The sequence below is a fragment of the Pseudomonas sp. PAMC 29040 genome (genome assembly GCF_003994535.1).
In the GTDB taxonomy this organism is placed as follows: Bacteria; Pseudomonadota; Gammaproteobacteria; order Pseudomonadales; family Pseudomonadaceae; genus Aquipseudomonas; species Aquipseudomonas paraversuta.
In genome coordinates, this window is the sequence record NZ_RZAA01000001.1 from 357860 (window position 1) to 377799 (window position 19940).

Consider the following 19940-nt stretch of genomic DNA (forward strand, 5'->3'; position numbering starts at 1 on the left):
CTTAGGCCTGCAACCAGCTTTCGACTTCAGCGGCCCCGTGCTCAGATTTCCTAGACTTCAGGGTAGCGTGATTACCACCTTTCGTTTCCAAGACTTCATTGTTGCCCGACATTGCAAGGCAGCGTGCCGGGACTTCGCGCCAAAGGTGAGCTAATGCCGCAGAAGCCTGCTCCTTTCCCATAAATGCGCAAAATGACGCTATCACAAGCACAGGAGACCCGTTATCGGAATCGGAAAGAAACTGTGCTTCCAGAATTTGCCAACCATTGCTGTTTTTTCGTTCCTGCCAACCTTGGCCCGCCAGTCCCGTCGTAACAGATAGAAGAGCGCGGAACTCATCTTGCAGGGCACAGAGAATTTGAACGTCGGCTAGGCCAGACTGAGGCATTAGAGTCGGCGACATAACGATATGAATGCTCAATGTTGATTTGTGCGTAATGAGGCGAACCTGTCGTTTCAGTAGACATTTTCAGCCGGCGACACCATATATTACGCCACTGTGCTGGCATTTCGATACTAGTGATTTGGCGTGTTCAACATGAATTGCCTCGACAAGCCGAATTACTCCTATTGGCCGATTGTGTTGAAAAAGTCGACCCGGCCTGGCTACTCATGCATTTTTCGGTGAAAACGCCTTTTTTTCACGCTACTACGTAAAATCTGAGCCCTGAACCGTCTGCGCAAAATACGGATTTCAATCTAAGACGCGTACTTTTCTTCCGTGGAAACCGAAGCCGACTTTTTCAACAAAATCGGCCGAAAGCCGTCATCCGCGAAGGGTTGTTATGGTTCAGACTCTACCTTTCATAACAGGCAGTTGTTGGTCTGCTCTCACCAGTAATGGCTACGATACGTACTAGTCATATCGGATACAGATTCCTAATCAAGACCGTTGCAAATGCTTGGTCAGGTCCATGCAATTACTCAGTCATGATTCGATTTTTCCACTTGGCTTAATCAGCAAGCGTCATTGTGCTAATTGGCGGGTTGGTCAGTTGGATGGTCGCGTACGTTTTAAACGAGCTCTTTCTGATTGGTTTAGGAGTGTGACCGGGGGCTGTTGAATGCCAACACATAGATGCCATTTTAGCGTGATCGTCAATGGCATGTTGCGATCCCTTAGTGTCTACACTCGCGGGTCCGTCAGCAAGGTAATGGCTCGAGGCTTTCCCAAGAAACGCCCCTTGAACCGGGCATGAGGTTGATTCCATCATGTAACGATTAACCACGGTGCTCCCGGTTTGAATACACAATATGATGTACAACCACCGGCGCCCGATGACAGGAGTCGCACCTGCACATGGATCCTCAAAAATGACGGAAACTGCAATAACGGCCCCAGCAAGCCAGGTCCCACCTTTTACCTTAGTTCGGACAGCCGTACAGGCGTTGCCATTTAGTGAGCTACGCTGGGAGAACTTTGAAAAGCTGTGTTATCGATTGGCGGGGAAACAAGCTGATATCGAATCGCATAGCCTCTATGGACGGGCAGGACAAGCGCAGCAGGGCATAGACATTTTTGCTCGAAAGCGCAACGGCAGATATGACACCTGGCAAGCGAAATGCTACGCAAAGTACACTCACAGAGACCTGAAGAAGGCCTGTGCGACGTTCCTCGCTGAAGGCTGGGTGAAAAGGACTGATATCTTCTACGTCGCCGTGCAATGTCCAGTGGATGACGTCGGCCTGCAGAATGCGATAGAAGAACAGGCTGAATTGTTTCATGCCCAAGGAATAACTCTTAAGGTGCTTGGCGGTCATGATTTGTGCGTCGCATTGCGAAATCACCCAGATATCGTATTGGAGTTTTTTGGGCGGGATTGCGCGAAGGCATTTTTTGGGGACACGGTAAGCCAAGAGCTGCTGTTGCGACTAGATGGTAGCGAGCTACATAAGATCAGGACGCAACTCCATCGAGTCTATCAAGGAGGTTTCGAGCTGCTGGACCGAATTCCAGTTAATGCTCCAACGCCTTTCTCGGGCGGGCCTCAGGCTCTCATTTCACTGATTGATCGTTTCTCTGCACCTGACGTTCTCCTGAAGGAAACTGTCATGAGCCAGGCGGCGCCTGGCCAAGGTGAGGCATCGACTTCGCCCATGTCCGAACCGCAGCGATCTGACGCACACTCACCGGTGAAAAAGGAGGAAAGCCGTCAGGCGGAAAATTACCGTCGAACCCCCATCTTGGATTGGCTGGCAGAGTCCGATCAGATTGCTGTCCTAGGGTATGCCGGAAGCGGCAAAAGTACGGTGCTGAGGTGCCTAGCGCTAGATCTGCTCGGTGAGCAGGGGCGATTTACTGACGTTGCGAAGCGCTGGGGACGCCACTTACCGTTGTTCATTTCTTTTGCCAAGTGGGTGCGCCTAACTGAAGCCAATGGCGGAACTGTAGGCATCAAAGAATTAATTCGTGCAACTTGGCAGCCTCAGTTAACTGGTGACCTCGTCGCATTGATTGATCAAGCCATTGATGAGTCACGCGTAGTGCTTCTTGTCGACGGGCTGGACGAATGGGCCAACGAGCAGGCAGCTCGTACGACTTTGCTCTCAATGCTAACCATTGTGTCCGCGCACAACATTCCGGTGGTCATTAGTGCTCGACCCGGAGGACTTTCAAAAATCGGTGGAATTCCCGACAGTTGGGCAGTGGGGCTGCTGGCGCCGCTGTCGAAGGTGCAGCAAAGGGAAATCGCCACGACGTGGTTCTCGCGAAACGTTGGATCCAACAACGATCAATCCTCCAATGAAGAATTAATCACCTGGCAGACTCAGCGGTTCTTCAAAGAGCTTGATAAAGGGCGTGGGTTGGCCACGCTCGCGGAGACACCGCTGTTATTGCTAGGATTAATCGCGTTGGCTGTTCGGCAGTTGGTGTTGCCGATCAATAAGGTGCAGGCGCTTAGCCAGTTGACTGACCTGCTGTTGGAGGTCCATCCGTCTAACCGAGCTACGGCGGCAGGGGACGTTAGTCCTCGATTTTCCTCAGCGGCATCAATCGACGTTCGCAGGGACGCGCTCGCAGCGCTTGCATTCGAAATTCGAATGGAGGGGGGAGACGCGGGGTATCCCCTTCAACTGGCTCGTAAATGCATAAAAAGATTTCTCACTGACCCTGAGGGATATTGCTACTCGACTCGCGAGGCTTCTGAGGTCGCTAACGAGATCCTTGCGGTTAACGCTGAGACGATGGGCCTGCTAGTTGAAAAAGGGCGCGAGGAGGTGGGTTTTGTGCATGCCAGCCTGGAAGAATATCTGGCATCCGTCCATATACACGGCTGGCCGATTGAGACGATCTTGAGTTTTGTGCGGGCGAATGCAAGCAGTTTCCGATGGAGAAGTGTGTTCGGCGATTTGATTGCGGGGAACACCAGGCGGTCTGAAGCCGAGCAAATCGTGCAGGTTATCGATGAGCCTGAGGTTGATGTGATCGGCGCATTGCAGCGGCGCTTGCTTCTCGCCAATGTCGTGTTTGGAGGGGCAGAGATCAATCGACCTACTGCTATCAGGCTGGCTGAGCGTAGTCTGAACATCATTGGAGGGGCTGGCTGGGGTGGCGAGCGAAGTGCACACCTTGCGGCTGCGCTAGGGGGAATTTACAACCCGACACTCAGAGAAAAAACTTCGGAAAATATCAACCGCTGGGGCATACGGGCTGCAGAGTATTTACAGGAATTTTATTCCGCATTAGCACGATGGGATCGGTCAGACCATCAGCTTAATTTGTTGAAGCATGGGCTTAAGGATGAGAGTCTCGCCAATTCTCGAGCCGCCGTTCAGTCCTTGGCATTCGTCTACAACGGCGATCTTGAGGTAGAAAACTGGCTGAAGGGGTTGCTTTGCGGTGACTCCGATTTGGCGGTGGTGGCGCGGGCTCTGGAGGCCCTGACCCTCGGTTGGTCCGGTAGTCCGATGTTGATCGATTTTCTAACCACAGCCTCTGTGGCTGTGGACAAGGCGCTTCAACTGAGCGCTATATGGTGCAAGGTTCAATTAGGGTTGCACCAGGATACTGATCTGTCAGCGCTACTTTCACTGTGTGCTTAGGGTGATGGGATCGGTTACTTGCATCGTGCACAGGCAGGGGAAAGTTTGGTACAGGGTTGGTTGGACAACCCTAAATTAGTTGAGATTTGCCTGGCTACTCTAAACGGAACCATCGAGCGCTACGATGAAATTGAGAAGGAGATCGCACAACACTATCTTCTCAGCTGTAGTGCTGACAATGCGCAGATATGTGCATGGATCGTGCGTGAGTTGCAGTCAGAGCATCCGTTTGTCTTGCAATTGGATCTGGATTGGAGCCAGCTTTTGAAATTCTCGGAAATGGATAGCGAGGTTCGAGAGCAGCTCGTACTCATGGTTATTTCCAAGAAGTTGGAGCATCGAGAGTATCTCGCGAGACCGGTGTACAACTGCCTTCAAGACCCAAGAATTAAGCAGCACTTGATGGATAGGGTGAAAAAAGCTGAGGGTTTTTCGGTCTTCTGGGCTCTGGCTCCTTTGGTTGAAGGCTGGGCAACTGAGCTTCCTGAAGTTCGAGAACTGGTGCAAGAGGTACTTCTGTGGCCAGATGAACGCAGATTTCATCTAATAGGCTTGTACCCAAAAATGCTTAGTCGTGAAGCGTGCATTGAGGCGTTATTAAAGATTCTTAACGGTCAGCATAAGGTAAGGTTCGACACTGTGCTTGCTGCTTTCAGCCAGTTGGACGTTTCCGATCATAAAGAAATTGTAGATATTTTGGTGAGCAGGACGTTGAGCGAGCCAGACTACGTGTTTTCAGGTTTCGGGCAGTTAATTGCGCTCTACCCCCAAGAAAGCAGGGTTAAAGCGTTTGCGCTAGAAAGACTTAAAGGGGTTAACCCGCCCATTGGGCTGCTAGCTTCAGCCTATCGTGATGACCCGGTCGTTCAGCAACTAATCGCTCAGAGTGTTGGTTCCCTCTCAGCTGTTATGCGATTGCAAATCATTGATGCTGCCTCCAGTGAGCTCGACCGAAACGATACTGCCAAGGAAATCTTGGAAAAGTATGATCATGAAGTAGACGGCCCTCTAAAAACACACGCGGCCATAAAAAACTATCAAGCACTGCTCTCCATCGATACAGAACGGAAGACAGTTGTCAATCGCCTGCTTGTAGATGCAATAGCGGTTGGGCACGATCATGACGCTCGGCGAGCAGCTGCGTTCGCCGGCTTGGTCGTGTACGGAGCAACGGAGCAATTTTCCATCCTTGAGTGGGGGAAAAAACCCCTAGATATATCGTTAGGGAGTTATTCTAATGAGTCTCCAGCGCTGATTAGATTGGTGGCCGAGCACTGGGACGATTTGGAAAAGAGCTTCGACGGACAATTAGTTTCAAGGCTAGGACACTTTACTGAAAAATCGCGCTTTTGGGAGCTTATAGCGCCATATGTGTCCGTAAATACCGGTTTGCGGCAGCGCTTTCTCGACTATTGTTCACACACCACGGAGTGTCTTCGCGTCCCAGTATTACAGGCGCTCGCCAAGGAGGTTTCTAGAAGCGATCTGCTGTTACAGCATTGTTTGACTGGGGCTAAGATTCATAGAAATAGTGCGGATCACTCTTGGCATAGAATGCAGAGCTATTACGAAGCTTCCTATATATTGCGACAGCAATTCTCCGAGAACGGTGATGTATTAGCTCAATTACAGTCGACTGTTAGTGAAAGTGATTTCCAATTTGGCGTTGCAGCACTGGCCATTTATGATCCCAGCAACCCCAGCCTGGACGAAGTAGTATCAGCGGTAACAGATGACGATCGCGACTATGAAAGCTTTGTTGGACCTATCATTGTCGGGGTTGAAAGGCTTCAAGGCGTAAAGCTCGAGAAGCTGGTTAGAGCAATGGTCAATCGCCCGAGCTACTCATTATGGGATTTTCAGGATAGGGTTAATTATGCTGTTAAATCCAAGATTAGCACAGATGATGAGTTTGCTGGTTTGATTGGTGCGCAGTTGGCGTTAAGTTCGTCCGAGAGTGAGATTTCAAGTTACTCTCGTTATTTGGCGTCGGCAGGAAAGCTCAACGAAGAAACTCATGGGCATTGTCTGCGTTTGCTAAACGCAAGGTCCTCTTCTTTGCGCATTCCAGCGCACGGGTACGATTCGACAGCCGACGCTGTACGACCAGTCGTTCATTCTCTTCTTGATGTCCTAGTAGGTAAAATTTATTAGCTTGTAGTGTTTTGATAATCGTGGGCTTTCCTTAGTTTGTGGGAACCGCGTCGTACGACTGACCGCTTTTGGCCGTTTAGCGACGGCCTGACTTCGACCGTCGCTATGCATGGTTAGACCACAATTTTGTTCCGCCATCTCCAGGGCGTCATCGATCTTGATCCCCAAATATTGAATCGTGCTGGCCGAGCAGCAGCTGACACTCCCGCAGGCTCTTCGTCCTGCGGTAGGTGAGTGAGGCCTTCGTACGTCTCATTGTGTGAGTGCCATAGTCTAAATTAGCTTTTTGCCTTTCATCCATCCAATAAAGTTTACGAGGTTCTGAGGTTCGGGAATTTTGGCAGCGCTGAGCATACGATGAATGCGTTGCTCATATCTTAATGGGTCAGAAGGAAGACTTTTCCACTTATCCTTTTTACTCGATAAGTTGCGAAGTCTATTCTCCATTACCACTTCGCTTTTTGATGCCACACTTAACGCAGCATCAAGGGTGCAAATTAGTTTTCGAGCGATTGTTCCAAATAGTATGCAGTCCCGTAAATCAAAAGTAATTTTCTGATTGAGCACTTGCACAGGAAGCGAAAAGTTATTTTTGAATGGTGACGGTTTTTTGCTCTGTTCAAGAGCGATTTTTACCTGCAAGTCCAGTATCGACTGGGTGCACAGACCATCAGAGTGAATTATCGAATTACGGCATTTCTTAAAGTAACTGTATGCAGTTAGGTGAGCATCCATCTGATCCCAGCAGTTTAGCTTAGATGCCTTAAGGGTAGGCAGTAGCTCTTGCTGCATGAATGTGGAAACCTGACTATTGGCATCAGTTATTACCGATTTATACCCAGGATTGGCAGCATCCACAAATGGGAACTGAAGGCTCTTCGCATGTGAGTCCCTTTTGCTTTTAGAGAATAAGTCATGACAGACTTTTTCGGCCCAGCCTTCATATAGTGTGCAACATTCAAAAATGAGCCACTTAGAAAACTCTTGCTCATGAGCTGCCCAGTCAGAGTTCAAAAAAGCTTTTTTAAAGTCGATCCCGCCCGGTATTGGCAGGCCCGATAAAAATTTTTTCTCAACTTCTTTTATGTGTAACTCTGGAAATTGCTGTTTAAAACCTCTGACTTGCCACCAAAACTCTCTTAAACCTGCGTAATTAGCCCAGATGAACGTGAACGCAGCGCCGAGTCGATCATCGACGCTCTGAGTTGCGGAAAAGAAGAATGCAGGTTTTGATGAGGCCATACGATTTCCTTAGCAGTCGGATTAAAGATACCCCAAAACATAGCTAGGCTTAAGCATTAAGTCATCCACTGATGGTGGACGTCCACTGCGAAAGCTTTAAGGGTAATGCAGGCCATTACAGTAGTTTTTCCTCTGACTGCTCGGCGTGTTCCTGTGTGGATTGACCGCTCTTGGCCGAGTGTCGCCGGTCTCGAGGGGCGACTGTTGACCCAAATCTTCCGCTCGCAACCGGCAGCGATAACCCCTTAAATCATGGGGTCGGGCACGGCATGAAACGGTGTAGACATTAACTTCTTTTTTCGACCACTAAAAACAAGCAAGTAACTGCTGCCTGAAATGCTGCGAAAAACTCACCTGATAGCTTGGTCCAGTTACGCCCCGTCCGAGAGAGACGATGTTCGTGTTTTTCGCTTCAATAGTATGCTCAACTTCCCTTTTAATACGGCCATGCAGCCCATCTCCATTGGCAATAACACCACCCAGACCCGGCTTTGAACTTGAAGTAAAATCTGGTGCCTGAACATTTAACACCGCTAAGTCATCCGGCAGGTCCTGCGCAATTCGCTCAGCAAAGCCTCGAAGCGTCGGCTCCGCGATCATGAACAGCCAAGCTTGATCATCGGATTTCCCTGTTCTTCGAAGCACTCGGCCTAGCACTTGCCGATAGTGCAATTCGGTTCGGATACGGCTGAGGTAGCAGCACACTTGCAGGCGGGGAATATCGGTGCCTTCACTGATCATCCCGACCGCGACAATCCAACGGCTAGAACTCTGTCTGAATGCATTGATCATCTGTTGAGCGTCCGGAGTTTTGTTTGTCACGATGCGGCAACCTTCCCCCCGGGCGTCCAGGGCCTGGGCAATTTGTTGAGCATGTTCGATGTCGGTGGCTACAACCAAGCCGGCGGCATCCGGTTTGAACTGGCGAAGCTGGCTTAACTTGCTGCAGCCCAGATCGAGCAGTTGAGCGATCACCTCGTCATGCCGAAGCAGTTCTTCGTAAGTGATCGGTGATTCCTCCAGGAGATTGGCAAAGCTTGGAAACAGCCTGACGGAACTATCGGCTCCCAGTTCCTCAGTGAGTTTCACTTTCTGATTGTCGAGCAAGACAATTCGAGGGGAACGGCAAACTCCGTCTTCAATGGCTTCTTTTAGGCCATAGCGGTAGTCGCAGATCAAATGCCCTTCGGGTGTGGAATATCTTGCCAGGGCAATGGCTCGATCATCAGATCGCCACGGGGTACCGGAGAGTGCCAGAGTGAAGGTCGCGCGATTCTGTATTCGTTGCAGTATCTGCTGCCCCCAAGCGTTGCTGAGCAGCGAATCATGGCCGGCACAATGGTGGATTTCATCGAAGACAACTAGCACACGGTAGTCATCAAGGAGCTGCCAGAATGCCTCATCTCGATATTCCATGGCCTGGTAGGTGAATGCTGCACCCACGGCACCTATCCGGCCGTCGAGGCGCTTGCCAAGCACAGCAGCAAAGGTTGACCGAAATCCCTCAACAACCTGGCAAGACGGAGCGAAGCACAAAACTAGTTCGATTCTGTTCTGCTCAAGCAGTTGGCCAGCCAGCTCTGCCGCCATTCGCGTTTTGCCCGCACCAGGAGTTGCCTGACAGAAAAAATGTGGCGTGACAGTAAAGTACTCCAATGCCCTGTTGATGCATCTGTTTTGCCAGTCTCGCAGCAATCTAGTCATCGTATGGCGGCAAGCGTCTTGAGTGTCTTCTCGATAGCGCGGAGATGCCCCAACAACCGTGAACTGCGGTCTCGCGCGTCTAGGTACTCGCTTTCGATCTTATCACGCAGATGCGGCATATCCTCCAGAAGCAACTTATACCGCTCCGCCTCACCCATCGAAGACAGGAAATCCAAACGAATCTCTTTATGGAGTGATTCCAAGCGCTGATCAGAACCGGACGAAACGCTCAAAGGTTCGGCCGCATTATCAAGCACTAAAGGCTCCTCCTGGGGCTCAAATGCAGCATTAAGGCTGTTTTCGAACCCGTTATCGATCAGCTCCAACTGCAGATGGTCTGGTATGGGTTGCAAGTGGTAGACCTGCCCCCGCGCGCGACGCTCTTCATGGTGCACAAGCCAACCGATGCGCAACATTCGGCGGATCTGCTCATACACATAGCGGCGCACATCACCGATACGAAAAGTCATGCCTTCAAGGCGTTGCGCATAGGCGTCACGAAGTTCACGAGTCGTAAAACTCTCTCTCCCTTCGTCTAGAAGCAGCTCATACAGACGCCTATCGAAAATATATGAAGCAGATTTCATTGAGGCACCAGAACAGTTAACGCAAAAAATACGGATTATAGTCCGTGGCCTCTGGGTCCGCAAACGCACGATAGTGCCGCCTTAAGTGTAATTGAGGCAGGCATGGATAAATTGGCGAAAGCGTTGGGGGAACGCATCCGGGCACAGAGAACGGTCCGTAGGATTTCTCAAGATGCGTTAGCGCTAGCCTGCAATATTGACCGCAGCTACATGGGGCGGATCGAGCGAGGAGAAGTAAACATCACGATCGAGAAGCTGTATCGGATTGCAAGCGAACTCGCTTGTGATCCATCCCACCTTCTACCTCAGCCGTCAGAGCTATAGCTCCGTATCTGATCAAAAGCGATATTCAAGACGACCACAGACAGCCTCCTCTACTTGTTTTACTTCTCATTTTTTGCCGTTTGCCAGTAACTTGAAAGTTACCAACGAAAATGTTCGACTCTTAGTTATATTCCCTTTCGACGTAATAGATTAGCTGGAGGGAAACGTTCAGCAAGGTGGTTCTATCTGGATCGAAAATATCATTAAAAACAATCGATTGCATTGCACTTGACCAGCCGTTTGCATTCGACTTGACCACTTGCATTTATGTTGACCAGTCGAGGCTCGCATCAAAATTAATTATGTGCGTCTACGACTTTTGACCCTCCGCATCGATTCGCCTTTTAACTCGATGACGTGAGACTTGTGAACAATACGGTCGAGAATCGCGTCGGCAATTGTTGGGTCGGAGAATAAGTCATACCATTTCTCTTTGGGATACTGGCTAGTGATGAGCAACGACCCGTTCTGTGACTGTTGGTCGATCACATCGAGGAGGAACGGGCCAAGCTGGGTATCAATGCCGCCGATACCCAGATCGTCGATAATCAGCAACTCTGATCGTATCAATTGCCTACGTAGCTTAGGCATGGTGTGGTCTGCGTAGGAAAACGATATCTCTTCAAAAAGCTTGGTGGCGGTGCGATACAACGTCGCTCGCCCGAGTCGGCAGGCCTGATTTCCAAGGGCGCAAGCAAGCCAAGTCTTGCCGGTGCCAGTGGCGCCGGTGATGATCACATTCTGACGTCGCGCCAACCATTCACCTTCTCCGAGGGTCATGACAGTATTCCGATCTATGCCTCGGGATGCTTTGAATTCAATGCTGTCCATTGTGGCTTCACTCTCACGAAGCCTCGCGGCCTTTAGCAAACGTGCAACCTTTCTGCTCTCCCGCTCGCTATTTTCAGCGTCAACCATCAAACCAAGCCTGGTATCGAATGGCTCCTTCAGCAGCACCGGTGTCTCAAGCTGCCGCTCGTACGCCACGGCCATCCCGTGCAGACCAAGAATCATTAGGTTTTGGGCGGTATTGAGGATTGATTTCATAGCGGCTCATCTCCTTGTGAGGCGTAGTACTCGGCACCACGTATGTTGGCGTGTTCAACCAAAGGGGCGGATCTTTGGTAGCTGGGACGCAGATCAGATTCGTTCCGAAGGATTGACCGTAACCGATCAGAGCTCAGGATGTTTAGGCTGTTGGCATAGCGGCACGCAGATTCAAGGCGAGATGGTGAGATCGTCCCTCTGCGAACGTCGCGCTTCAGGCCAATAACGGCCTTCAGACCGTTCGCGAAATCTTTGCGTAGATTGAGGTTATCCTTCACGAAACGGAGCGTTTCAAGCCCAATAGTCTCAGCCCACACCACCAGTGCTTCTGGCTGGGAGTCTTGAAAATGGCCGTGATTCGGGGCCAAGTGCTCTCTCAATGTGCTAAAGCCGCGCTGGCGATTCAGCCTGTGCGAGCTGATGACTCGGCGCTGATGAAGGATTTCGAGCCAATCGTCTCGCACCCGTAAATCGACAAGAAGATTCGCAAAGTGATAGGGAACAGAGTAACTGTGGTCTTCAAATTCTACGTGGTAGTCGCTGCCTACCCGAACCTGATAGACCCATTGGCTGTAGTTGTATCGCCGCTCTGGGATGGGGCTGAGGGCTGGATAATCAAGCTCAAGGAAGCGACTGGTTCTGCTCTTTGGGTACGTACGTGTGATTCGATTGTTTAGCTCATCGACCCAGTAGCTAATTTTCTCGTTCAGCTCATCCAGTGAAAAAAAGGTGCTCGCCCTCAGCCTTGCGAGAACGAACCTCTGTACCAGTTGAACAGCAATTTCACCTAGCGACTTGTCCTTCGGTTTACGCGGTCTGGCGGGGTAAATTTGAAATCCGTAGTGCTCAGAAAACTCGGAGTAGGCACGATTTAAAGTCACCACATCCTTTGTGTTTTTAGTTACTGCTGATTTCAAATTATCAGGTACAACGAACCGCGGAACACCGTCGAAAAACTCAAGAGCTAGAGCGTTGCATTTGAGCCAGTCTGGTGTCCTTTGACTGTTCACAGCCGTGGCAAAAATGTATCCCGAGGCGCCGAGCGTTGCCACGAACACCTGGGCTTGGTTGACCGCTCCCGTGTTCGGGTTCGTCACAGGCATTGTCCTGCCACAAAAGTCCACGAAGCACTTGTCTCCGGGGAGGTGGATCTGTCGCATGCTCAGTTTTTGCTTATTGACCCACTCACGATAGAGTCGCGTGAACTGAGCATATGACACGCCTTCTGGCTCGGTCGTACGAAACTCTTGCCATAGAAGTTCTAAGGTGACGTCAGGAAGCTTTAGCTGTTCATGGACAGCTAGCCAGGAGGGGTAGGCCTTCCTCTGGGATGAGATCCTCGGCTGAGTATGCAGACGCTCTGCGAGAGCTTTGTCGTCAAGGTACTTCAGCTCTTCCCAGCTTTGCCCACACTGAGCTAGTTGGTCGCGAATGGTGCGAACAGTGTTGTGGGACACTTTGGCTAATAGACCAATCGCCCTATTCGATAGCCTGGGGTCGCACGCGAGACGTAGCACCTCACGCTGCGTATCTATTGGCAGCCTCATATATTCTCCTCGCGACAGGCATGTGAATGCCTCACAAGTCGCGCCGTGTGAAAATTGCAGACAAACGGAGGGTGGTCGGCTTGACGCCGAACGCGAGGGAACACAGAATGATGGTGCGTAGGGCTGAAAACCTAACACCATCAAAAAAGCCTAGGGCTCCACCCCTGGGCTTTTTTGTGTTCCAAATCCACCGGCTAACTCCTAGCCTGGTCTCATTGCGATACTCCTCATATGCCTAGGTCACATGGCCTGCTGCCGTGCGCAGCGCTGCGTGGCAATCCAGCATGCCACCTCACTGGACAGAGCGAAGAATCCCCGACGATTAGGTACTTCAAACAGGGGTACCTCAATCGTTCCTCGCTGTTTAGCCTTACGAAACGCGTCGTAGGACGTATAACCCAACTCTCTCCACAGCGCGCTGCCACCCACCATCAGGCCATATCGACCCTTGAGATCGAGCTCCAATTCGGATGTCAGGATTTGGATTTGAATGGGCTCACGCATCGCACTTAATGTCCGGTTTAGTCACAGTTAATAGTAATGAACCGCCCCCTTGCGCTCCAGCCGTAAGACTTCTACATTTTTTACGGTACAAAGATCAGCTGGGGATTTATAAGTGTCTGATTTTAAGAGAATTGTAAATATTTATTCGGAGTTCGCAGAGAGCTTGCGCGAACCAATTCCGGAAAATAGCAACCCCCGGAGCAACACGGTGGCAATGCTCGCAGTGGGCTATTGGTACGAAGGCCTGAAGCAGCGAACAGGCCTTAAAACTGCCTATGCCCTTGAGCTGTACTTCGAAAAGGAGTCGTTTCGAAGGAACCGCAATGGCACGATCCGGCATTACCGAAGCAAGTGGTCAAGGTACGAGCAGAAAATGATCTCGCCCAAGGCCAAGACCTTAAGCAGGGTGGAACTGTTAGCACCTGGATCGTCCCGCGATCTGAACCATCCTATATGGACGTTGGTCAAGCTGATCTCCAGGCAAAAGAAGATCAACTTCGACGATTACTTCCGAACGCTAAGCACTGAAGTCCAACTGGTGCTGTACCGCAACACCAGCGACATGATTTGGGAAAGCGTTCAGCGCGAACCAATCACTCAAGTTCTACTCGAAAAACTCGAACGTAGGGCGAGCCTGGATACCCTCGCAGCGCTGATCGCGATAGTGGTAGAGGCGGATCATCTGGGTCGAAAATCTGCTGCTATCAAGGCAGCAGATTCCTTACACAAAGTGCTTCTGATGCTGGTGATGGAGCTTCAGGCACGCGGTGTTGCCGTTGGGCTAATCGATTGGCTGGCGTTCAACGTATTACCCCTTGGCGTGCCTGCGCACGTGCAGATCTGGATGAGCAGCACTGACTACATCCACGCGTCAGCCCATTTGAACACCATGGTTTACCAGCACCCGGAAAGGCGTGGAAAAGCCTTGTCTTGGAAGCTTCGCACCAGACTGATGTGCAAGCTTCTTGCCGGGGATATGGGGATTGACGTCTTGCACGCAATGCGCCCGCAGTTCGAGTTGCGGACGGACATAGGGGAAATTTCGAGCGAGTTGGTCAAGGAGTTTAAGAAGACGTCGGCTCTTAGAACTTGGGGATGGATGTGCATTATCGATGGCACGCCACAGGTAGTGCCACCAACAGCGCTGCTGTAGCGATCCCGCGACTGCTAGGCGTGAGTGGTCAAGTTGAATGCAAATGCCTGGTCAAGTCGGATGCAAACGCCTGGTCAAGTCGAATGCAAATGGGTGGTCAATTGGAGTGCAATTTCCCATCGGATATTGCATACGAGCTCATCATCCAACGACGAGCGTTTGGTGATCGGCAATATCTTAGAAGTTTCTAAGACACCTGCCATGCCTTTAACCGTTATTAGGCATTTTTAGCTTTTTTCCGATATTGACCCGGGCTGTCCCCTGTCCATTTCTTGAACGCACGGTGAAATGCGCTTACCTCTTGAAAACCGATCAGCTCGGCAATTTCGCCGACGCTTCTAGCGGAACTCCGCAGTTGTTCGATTGCAACGCCGAGACGCACTTCATTTTTGATCGCTTGGTAAGAACTGCCTTCGCGCTCCAGCCGGCGACGCAGTGTGCTGGCGCTCATGTGTTGCGCTGTTGCAAAACCTTGCAGCGTCGGCCACTGGTCATACGCGTTACCTCGAAAGCTTTGGCGGATCTGTGATGCCAGCGCCTGTGAGTTGCGAAAGCGTACGACGAGCCACTGCGGCGCTGTGCGTAGAAATATTTTCAACGACGCCAAGTCTTGAACGACGGGCCTTTGCAGATAACTGCTGGCAAATTCGATCCCGGTTCGTTTTGCACCAAAATTGAGGTCGCTTCCCCACAGCAAGTTATCGTCCGTCAGGTGCAGGCGCGCGTGCCTGAAATCGGCACGAAGAATAGGAATTCGATGTCCGCCTAGCCAACACAATAAGCTGGTGATCAGTACCAAAAACGTTTCCTCGCCGAGACGCTCGTAAGCGTCATCTTTAGCGCTGGACTCAAGTCTGATTAACGCGCGCTTTCCATTCACTGTCAGCGTCCCACGGAAATCGTGGAGGAACAGCGAAAAATTCTTCAGACACTGGCGCAATGCTTTGTGCAGGTCAGCCTCCTGAATCAGTGAACGGCAAATCAGCGCGAAACTCCCGGGCGGCATGCCATGCGAGTCGAGCCCGAAAAACTCATCCTGAAGATCGCTTATCTGATTCAACCACAGCGTGGCAAATGCACAGGCGGGGATTCTTGTCGTAGGGCTCTGTATTGCCGTTGGCTCTATTCCTGACTTTTCAAGAGCTTTCGCGATGCGCAGAGTGTTCTCTCCCAGCGCGTGGATCATAGGCTGGATGAAATAGGCTGCGACCGAATCGTCTTTGTGTAAATCCACGCTACTTCTTTCCGTTCATGAATGGCTAAAAACACCAAAAATATTGCAAGTTTTCGGCATTGGATCGGTGCCCTGGCGGTCATAAACTCGCTCCGATAATACGCCTTGGGATCTCGCAAGCGGTCAAGGCATCGTCGTGTTCAAAGAGGTTTCACAAATGAATCTGCAGCGCATCGGTGTCATTGGCGCCGGAACAATGGGTAATGGCATCGCGCAAATTTGTGCGGTAGCCGGTTTCGATGTGATCTTGATCGACCTCAGTGAATCCGCCTTGGAAAAGGCACTATCTACCATTGGCAAAAATCTTGATCGATCAATTGCCAGAGGTATGTTGAACGAAGATCAAAAACTTAACACTCTGAGCAAAATCCGCTGCACTACCCATTACGATGAGCTCCATAATGCGCAAATGGTGATTGAGGCTGCCACAGAAAACCTTGGCCTTAAGTTGAGCTTATTAAAACAAATCGGTGATCGGGTCGACTCTACCTGCATCATTGCTTCAAACACTTCATCGCTGTCCATCACGGAACTGGCGTCGACCGTAAGCCATTCTGAGCGGTTCATTGGTTTGCATTTCTTTAACCCGGTACCGGTTATGGGTTTGATCGAAGTCATCCGTGGGTTGCAGACCAGCAATGAGACCCATGAATTGGCTCTGGCTTTCGCCCAACAACTTGGAAAAGTCCCGATCACCGCCGGTAATCGTCCCGGTTTTCTCGTGAATCGAATCCTTGTGCCGATGATTAACGAAGCAATCATGGTGCTGCAAGAAGGTCTGGCCAGTGCTGAAGACATCGATGCCGGCATGCGCCTAGGTTGCAATCAGCCTATCGGTCCGTTGGCTCTGGCCGATCTGATCGGACTCGACACGGTATTGGCTATTCTCGAATCCTTTAATGAGGGTTTCAACGACAGTAAGTACCGCCCTGCCCCCTTGCTCAAGGAAATGGTTGCAGCAGGATATCTGGGACGTAAAACAGGAAAAGGTTTCCATGCCTATGCCTGATCGTTGCGCCCTTTTCTCTGATTACCGGTACAGGGCTCTAGAGTTGTTTGCCAACAAAGGCTTCGGGCAAGTCGGCATGCGCGAATTATCCGCGTGCCTGGGGTTGGCGCCGGGCTCTATCTATCACCACTATCCGAGCAAGCAACATTTACTACTCGATCTGATTCAGGAGTTTCACGAGGAGTTGCTGAGCGTCGTCACGCGCATCAAGCAAAAGAAATACTCGAACCGCAGCAAAAAAATCCAGCAACTGGTTCAGGCACATCTGCATTTACACCGTGAAATGCCTTGGCATTTTAGCTTGGCTGAGCGCGAAGTTGGCAGCCTCAACCTGCAGCAACAACGGCAGATTCATGACTTTCGCGATCAGTACGAGCAGCATTTACTTGCACTGTTTGGCCTGGACTCAAGCCTGGGTGATCCCACGGTGCGAGCGGCAGCGTCAATTATCAGAAAGTCGCTGAACACTATGCCCGGTTGGCTGACAGCCGACACGTTGAGTGGGCAAGAGCGCGAAGACATGTTGCAGTGCGTGTTGGAAGAACTGATCGACCGTTTGCTGGCAAACCTGGGCGGGTGAAAGCCTGCGGTGGTAGGAACCCACCACCAAAACGGAATGTCAGCTTTCGCCATAAGTACTCAAATCGATATGGATGATTCGTTCGACTTCTTCATGTTCAACTCCCAAACCCGCGAGTATGTACTGCACCAGGCTCTCGACTGCGCTGACCGGGCGGGCCCCCTCAAGGATTTTTCGAAGTAAATAGAGCATGCCACCAATGATGCAGTCGACAGTTGAAACGACGTCACCCACTTTGAAAACGTTAGTATCGTTGCCGGCATTGATGTCTCGCGCCAGCGGGATGCCCATTGTTTCGATCATGTCGTTAATGCTGTAGACCGAATGTACAAGGAACCACCCCCATACAGGATCAGTGAGGCCACGGTGTACGGTTCGTCGAATGTTGATTCCGACAACCTCTGCAATCCCCGCCGTCGGGGATGTGGCCTCGTCAAGCTCTTCAATCATTCGCAACGCATCATCTATAAAGACTGCGCGAGCGATTTCTTCCTTGCTCGAGAAGTAGTTATAAAACGAGCCAAAAGACACGCCGGCTTCTTCGGTAATATCATTGATTGCCGTCGCTTCAATCCCTTTTCGACCCATTACGATTCGAGCACCACTTAGAAGCTTGGTGCGGGTGCGTAGACGTACTTTTTCGTTAATACGGGGCTTGTGGGTTTCTGCGTGTACTTTCTCAGCCGATGAGGAAGATCGATCCGCTGCACTGCCTGTTTGCTTTTTGGTCTTCGTACTCGCCGAGGAGCGCTTTAAAGGCTTCGCTGCGGGATCTGGTTTTTCATTCATGACATCGACCGTCTTTTGACTCGTTTGCGTTAGCGCGAGCATACCTGACTGGGACTGCGCGTGTAACCGCCCGCCTTTTGCGGAAACGGGCGGTTACCCATCAGTATCAAGTCGAAACGTGACCTCAGAAAGCGACGTTGTCGCGACCTTTCAACTTCATGATTTCCCGAGCATCATCAGGCGTGGCCACTTCATAACCCAGCGATTCGATGATGCTCTTCATCGCTTTAACCTGCTCTGCGTTACTTTGGGCCAAGCGTCCTTTACCCAGCCAGAGATTGTCTTCAAGCCCCACTCTCACGTGCCCACCCAACAACAATGACTGAGCAGCAAGGCGTGGTTGCTGTGCGCCTACGCCCAATACCGACCAGTTGTAACTATCGCCAAACAGCCGATCAGCCGTGCGTTTCATATGGGCGACATCTTCCGGGTGCGTGCCGATACCACCCCTTACACCAAAGACTGATTGAATGAACAGAGGATCCTGGATCAGCAGTCGGTCGCGGAAATGAGCGGCGGTGTAGAGATGCCCGATGTCGTAGCATTCGATTTCAAAACGTGTGCCGTTAGAGGCGCAGGCTTTGAGGATGTGGGCGATATCTTTGAAGGTGTTGCGGAAAATTCGCTCCTCACTGTCCGCCAAATAGCGTTCTTCCCAGTCGTGTTTGAATTCTTTATATCGCTGCAGCAGTTCATAGCTGCCAAAGTTCATCGACCCCATGTTTAACGAAGCAACTTCAGGACTGAAGCGCATCGCCGGTTCGATGCGCTCTTCGACCGTCATTGTCGGCGATCCGCCCGTGGTCAGATTGATGACGACATCTGACTCGCGCTTGATCTGCGGTAAAAACTGTTCGAACAACCGCGGATCCTGGCTGGGAAAACCAGTTTCCGGATCCCTTGCATGAAGATGTACAACTGCAGCGCCCGCCTCCGCAGCTTCGATAGACGCGCGAGCGATCTGCTCAGGGGTAATCGGCAGGAACGGCGACATCGACGGCGTATGAATGGAGCCGGTAATCGCACAGGTAATAATGACTTTTGATGTTTTGGCAGACATGAAAAATACTCGAATGAAAGCGAAAAACCGGCAAATCCGCTGTGGCGATTTGCCGGGCGATGACTACTTCGGTTCTTCGACGATGGTGTTTTCGATGTGACCGATACCCGAGATCTCCACACGCACTACGTCACCCACGCTCAGATAGGTTGGCGGTTGCATGGCGATGCCCACACCTGCCGGCGTGCCGGTAATGAGGATGTCGCCAGGCTCCAGCGTCATCACCTCACTCAGATAGGCGATCTGCTTGGCGATGCTGTAAGTCATCAGTTCGGTGGACGAATGTTGGCGGCGTTCGCCATTGACGCTGAGCGATACCGTCAAATTCTGCGGGTCGGCGATCTCGTCAGCCGTGACGATCCAAGGGCCAATCGGGCCATGAGTGTCGAACGATTTGCCTAGCGTCCAGGTCGGGCTTTTTGCTTGCCAGTCGCGTGCGCTGACGTCGTTGGCCACGAAGTAACCCGCGACGTGACTGAGCGCTTCGGACTCACTGATTCGGCGCCCTCCTTTGCCGATCACCACGCCCAGTTCGGCCTCATAATCGAGCCGCTCGCACACGCGCGGGTAATGCACGTCATCGAATGGGCCGGTGATGCAGGTGATCTGTTTGCTGAACCAGACTTGAGACGTCGGAATATCAACGCCCAACCGCCGCGCCTCCGCCTCGTGGTCTTTGTAGTTCATACCCAGCGCCATAAATTTGCCGGGCCGCAGGATCGGTGCTTCTAGACGTACATCACTAAGAGAAACGCTGTTCTCGGCGGTCGCTTGAGTTGTACGGGCTGCGTTTATTGCCTCTGGCGAAGCCAGTAATGCACTTACATCCAGTATCGGGCCTGCCAATAAAGCATCGAGGTTGATGATCCGGTCATTCTGTACAACGCCAACCGAGGTTTTTCCGTCATGGGTATATCTTGTGAGTTTCACTGCTTAGTCCTCTTCAAATCTGGTCATTTTTT

16 protein-coding genes and 2 pseudogenes are annotated in these 19940 nt (G+C 51.2%); 6 read left to right on the top strand and 12 right to left on the bottom strand.

Features of this window, described 5'->3' with window-relative positions; all coding sequences use genetic code 11:
- Position 1 precedes the first annotated feature (1 nt).
- Positions 2-97: pseudogene (locus WG29040_RS24470) on the bottom strand (transcriptional regulator); the annotation flags it as partial.
- Positions 98-1314: 1217 nt separating this feature from the next.
- On the opposite strand from WG29040_RS24470, the gene WG29040_RS01535 reads away from it, so the two are divergent.
- Both WG29040_RS01535 and WG29040_RS01540 read left to right on the top strand, forming a co-directional pair.
- Complete coding sequence (locus WG29040_RS01535; RefSeq protein ID WP_127195461.1) at positions 1315-4044, top strand: NACHT domain-containing protein; 2730 nt, start codon at positions 1315-1317, stop codon at positions 4042-4044.
- An 18-nt stretch (positions 4045-4062) separates the two neighbouring features.
- A complete protein-coding gene (locus WG29040_RS01540; protein ID WP_127195462.1) occupies positions 4063-6198 on the top strand; it encodes a hypothetical protein in 2136 nt (711 codons plus the stop codon).
- Between the two features lie 126 nt (positions 6199-6324).
- On the opposite strand, the pseudogene WG29040_RS24435 reads toward WG29040_RS01540, so the two are convergent.
- The 4 genes and pseudogenes from WG29040_RS24435 to WG29040_RS01560 all read right to left on the bottom strand — a co-directional run.
- Positions 6325-6469, bottom strand: a pseudogene (locus WG29040_RS24435) (integrase); the annotation flags it as partial.
- A gap of 2 nt (positions 6470-6471) precedes the next feature.
- A complete protein-coding gene (locus tag WG29040_RS01550; protein WP_127195463.1) occupies positions 6472-7440 on the bottom strand; it encodes a hypothetical protein in 969 nt (322 codons plus the stop codon).
- Positions 7441-7746: 306 nt separating this feature from the next.
- Positions 7747-9144 carry a DEAD/DEAH box helicase gene (locus WG29040_RS01555; RefSeq protein ID WP_127195464.1) on the bottom strand — a complete coding sequence of 466 codons (1398 nt, stop codon included), beginning with the start codon at positions 9142-9144 and terminating at the stop codon, positions 7747-7749.
- Positions 9141-9731: a hypothetical protein gene (locus WG29040_RS01560; RefSeq protein WP_127195465.1), complete on the bottom strand. Its 591-nt coding sequence runs from the start codon at positions 9729-9731 to the stop codon at positions 9141-9143. Before WG29040_RS01560 ends, WG29040_RS01555 begins: the two co-directional genes overlap by 4 nt.
- 102 nt (positions 9732-9833) lie before the next feature.
- Here WG29040_RS01560 and WG29040_RS01565 point away from each other — a divergent pair, with 102 nt between their 5' ends.
- Positions 9834-10055: a helix-turn-helix domain-containing protein gene (locus WG29040_RS01565; RefSeq protein WP_127195466.1), complete on the top strand. Its 222-nt coding sequence runs from the start codon at positions 9834-9836 to the stop codon at positions 10053-10055.
- 300 nt (positions 10056-10355) lie between these two features.
- Here WG29040_RS01565 and istB read toward each other — a convergent pair whose 3' ends face one another.
- From istB to WG29040_RS01580, 3 genes are all read right to left on the bottom strand, one after another.
- Complete coding sequence (gene istB / locus WG29040_RS01570) at positions 10356-11102, bottom strand: IS21-like element helper ATPase IstB (protein ID WP_127195467.1); 747 nt, start codon at positions 11100-11102, stop codon at positions 10356-10358.
- Positions 11099-12790 (bottom strand): IS21 family transposase, encoded by a 1692-nt coding sequence (gene istA, locus WG29040_RS01575; protein WP_305955218.1) that lies wholly within the window; start codon positions 12788-12790, stop codon positions 11099-11101. Before istA ends, istB begins: the two co-directional genes overlap by 4 nt.
- Positions 12791-12889: 99 nt before the next feature.
- A complete protein-coding gene (locus tag WG29040_RS01580) occupies positions 12890-13153 on the bottom strand; it encodes a hypothetical protein (protein ID WP_127195469.1) in 264 nt (87 codons plus the stop codon).
- Positions 13154-13265: 112 nt separating this feature from the next.
- On the opposite strand from WG29040_RS01580, the gene WG29040_RS01585 reads away from it, so the two are divergent.
- A complete protein-coding gene (locus tag WG29040_RS01585) occupies positions 13266-14306 on the top strand; it encodes a hypothetical protein (protein ID WP_127195470.1) in 1041 nt (346 codons plus the stop codon).
- A gap of 217 nt (positions 14307-14523) precedes the next feature.
- Here the strand turns inward: WG29040_RS01585 and WG29040_RS01590 are convergent, their stop codons facing one another.
- Entirely contained in the window at positions 14524-15492 is a 969-nt protein-coding gene (locus WG29040_RS01590) for an AraC family transcriptional regulator (RefSeq protein ID WP_127195637.1), read from the bottom strand.
- A 205-nt stretch (positions 15493-15697) separates the two neighbouring features.
- Between WG29040_RS01590 and WG29040_RS01595 the strand changes: the two genes are divergently transcribed.
- A complete protein-coding gene (locus WG29040_RS01595; RefSeq protein ID WP_127195471.1) occupies positions 15698-16549 on the top strand; it encodes a 3-hydroxybutyryl-CoA dehydrogenase in 852 nt (283 codons plus the stop codon).
- The gene (locus WG29040_RS01600) at positions 16494-17129 is read left to right on the top strand and encodes a TetR/AcrR family transcriptional regulator (RefSeq protein ID WP_256681501.1); all 636 of its coding nucleotides are present in this window, start codon (positions 16494-16496) and stop codon (positions 17127-17129) included. The genes WG29040_RS01595 and WG29040_RS01600 overlap by 56 nt, the downstream gene beginning before the upstream one ends.
- Before the next feature lie 39 nt (positions 17130-17168).
- On the opposite strand, the gene WG29040_RS01605 is transcribed toward WG29040_RS01600, so the two are convergent.
- The 3 genes from WG29040_RS01605 to WG29040_RS01615 form a co-directional block, all read right to left on the bottom strand.
- Entirely contained in the window at positions 17169-17918 is a 750-nt protein-coding gene (locus tag WG29040_RS01605) for a TetR/AcrR family transcriptional regulator (protein WP_127195472.1), read from the bottom strand.
- Between the two features lie 124 nt (positions 17919-18042).
- The gene (locus WG29040_RS01610; RefSeq protein ID WP_127195473.1) at positions 18043-18978 is read right to left on the bottom strand and encodes a 3-keto-5-aminohexanoate cleavage protein; all 936 of its coding nucleotides are present in this window, start codon (positions 18976-18978) and stop codon (positions 18043-18045) included.
- A gap of 63 nt (positions 18979-19041) precedes the next feature.
- Complete coding sequence (locus tag WG29040_RS01615) at positions 19042-19908, bottom strand: fumarylacetoacetate hydrolase family protein (RefSeq protein ID WP_127195474.1); 867 nt, start codon at positions 19906-19908, stop codon at positions 19042-19044.
- Between the last annotated feature and the right edge of the window lie 32 nt (positions 19909-19940).

Coding starts and splice junctions, on each gene's coding strand:
- WG29040_RS01535 (WP_127195461.1), top strand. CDS start 1,315: ATGACGGAAACTGCAATAACGGCCCCAGCAAGCCAGGTCCCACCTTTT.
- WG29040_RS01550 (WP_127195463.1), bottom strand. CDS start 7,440: ATGGCCTCATCAAAACCTGCATTCTTCTTTTCCGCAACTCAGAGCGTC.
- WG29040_RS01555 (WP_127195464.1), bottom strand. CDS start 9,144: ATGACTAGATTGCTGCGAGACTGGCAAAACAGATGCATCAACAGGGCA.
- WG29040_RS01560 (WP_127195465.1), bottom strand. CDS start 9,731: ATGAAATCTGCTTCATATATTTTCGATAGGCGTCTGTATGAGCTGCTT.
- WG29040_RS01565 (WP_127195466.1), top strand. CDS start 9,834: ATGGATAAATTGGCGAAAGCGTTGGGGGAACGCATCCGGGCACAGAGA.
- istB (WP_127195467.1), bottom strand. CDS start 11,102: ATGAAATCAATCCTCAATACCGCCCAAAACCTAATGATTCTTGGTCTG.
- istA (WP_305955218.1), bottom strand. CDS start 12,790: ATGGTGTTAGGTTTTCAGCCCTACGCACCATCATTCTGTGTTCCCTCG.
- WG29040_RS01580 (WP_127195469.1), bottom strand. CDS start 13,153: ATGCGTGAGCCCATTCAAATCCAAATCCTGACATCCGAATTGGAGCTC.
- WG29040_RS01590 (WP_127195637.1), bottom strand. CDS start 15,492: ATGATCCACGCGCTGGGAGAGAACACTCTGCGCATCGCGAAAGCTCTT.
- WG29040_RS01595 (WP_127195471.1), top strand. CDS start 15,698: ATGAATCTGCAGCGCATCGGTGTCATTGGCGCCGGAACAATGGGTAAT.
- WG29040_RS01605 (WP_127195472.1), bottom strand. CDS start 17,918: ATGAATGAAAAACCAGATCCCGCAGCGAAGCCTTTAAAGCGCTCCTCG.
- WG29040_RS01610 (WP_127195473.1), bottom strand. CDS start 18,978: ATGTCTGCCAAAACATCAAAAGTCATTATTACCTGTGCGATTACCGGC.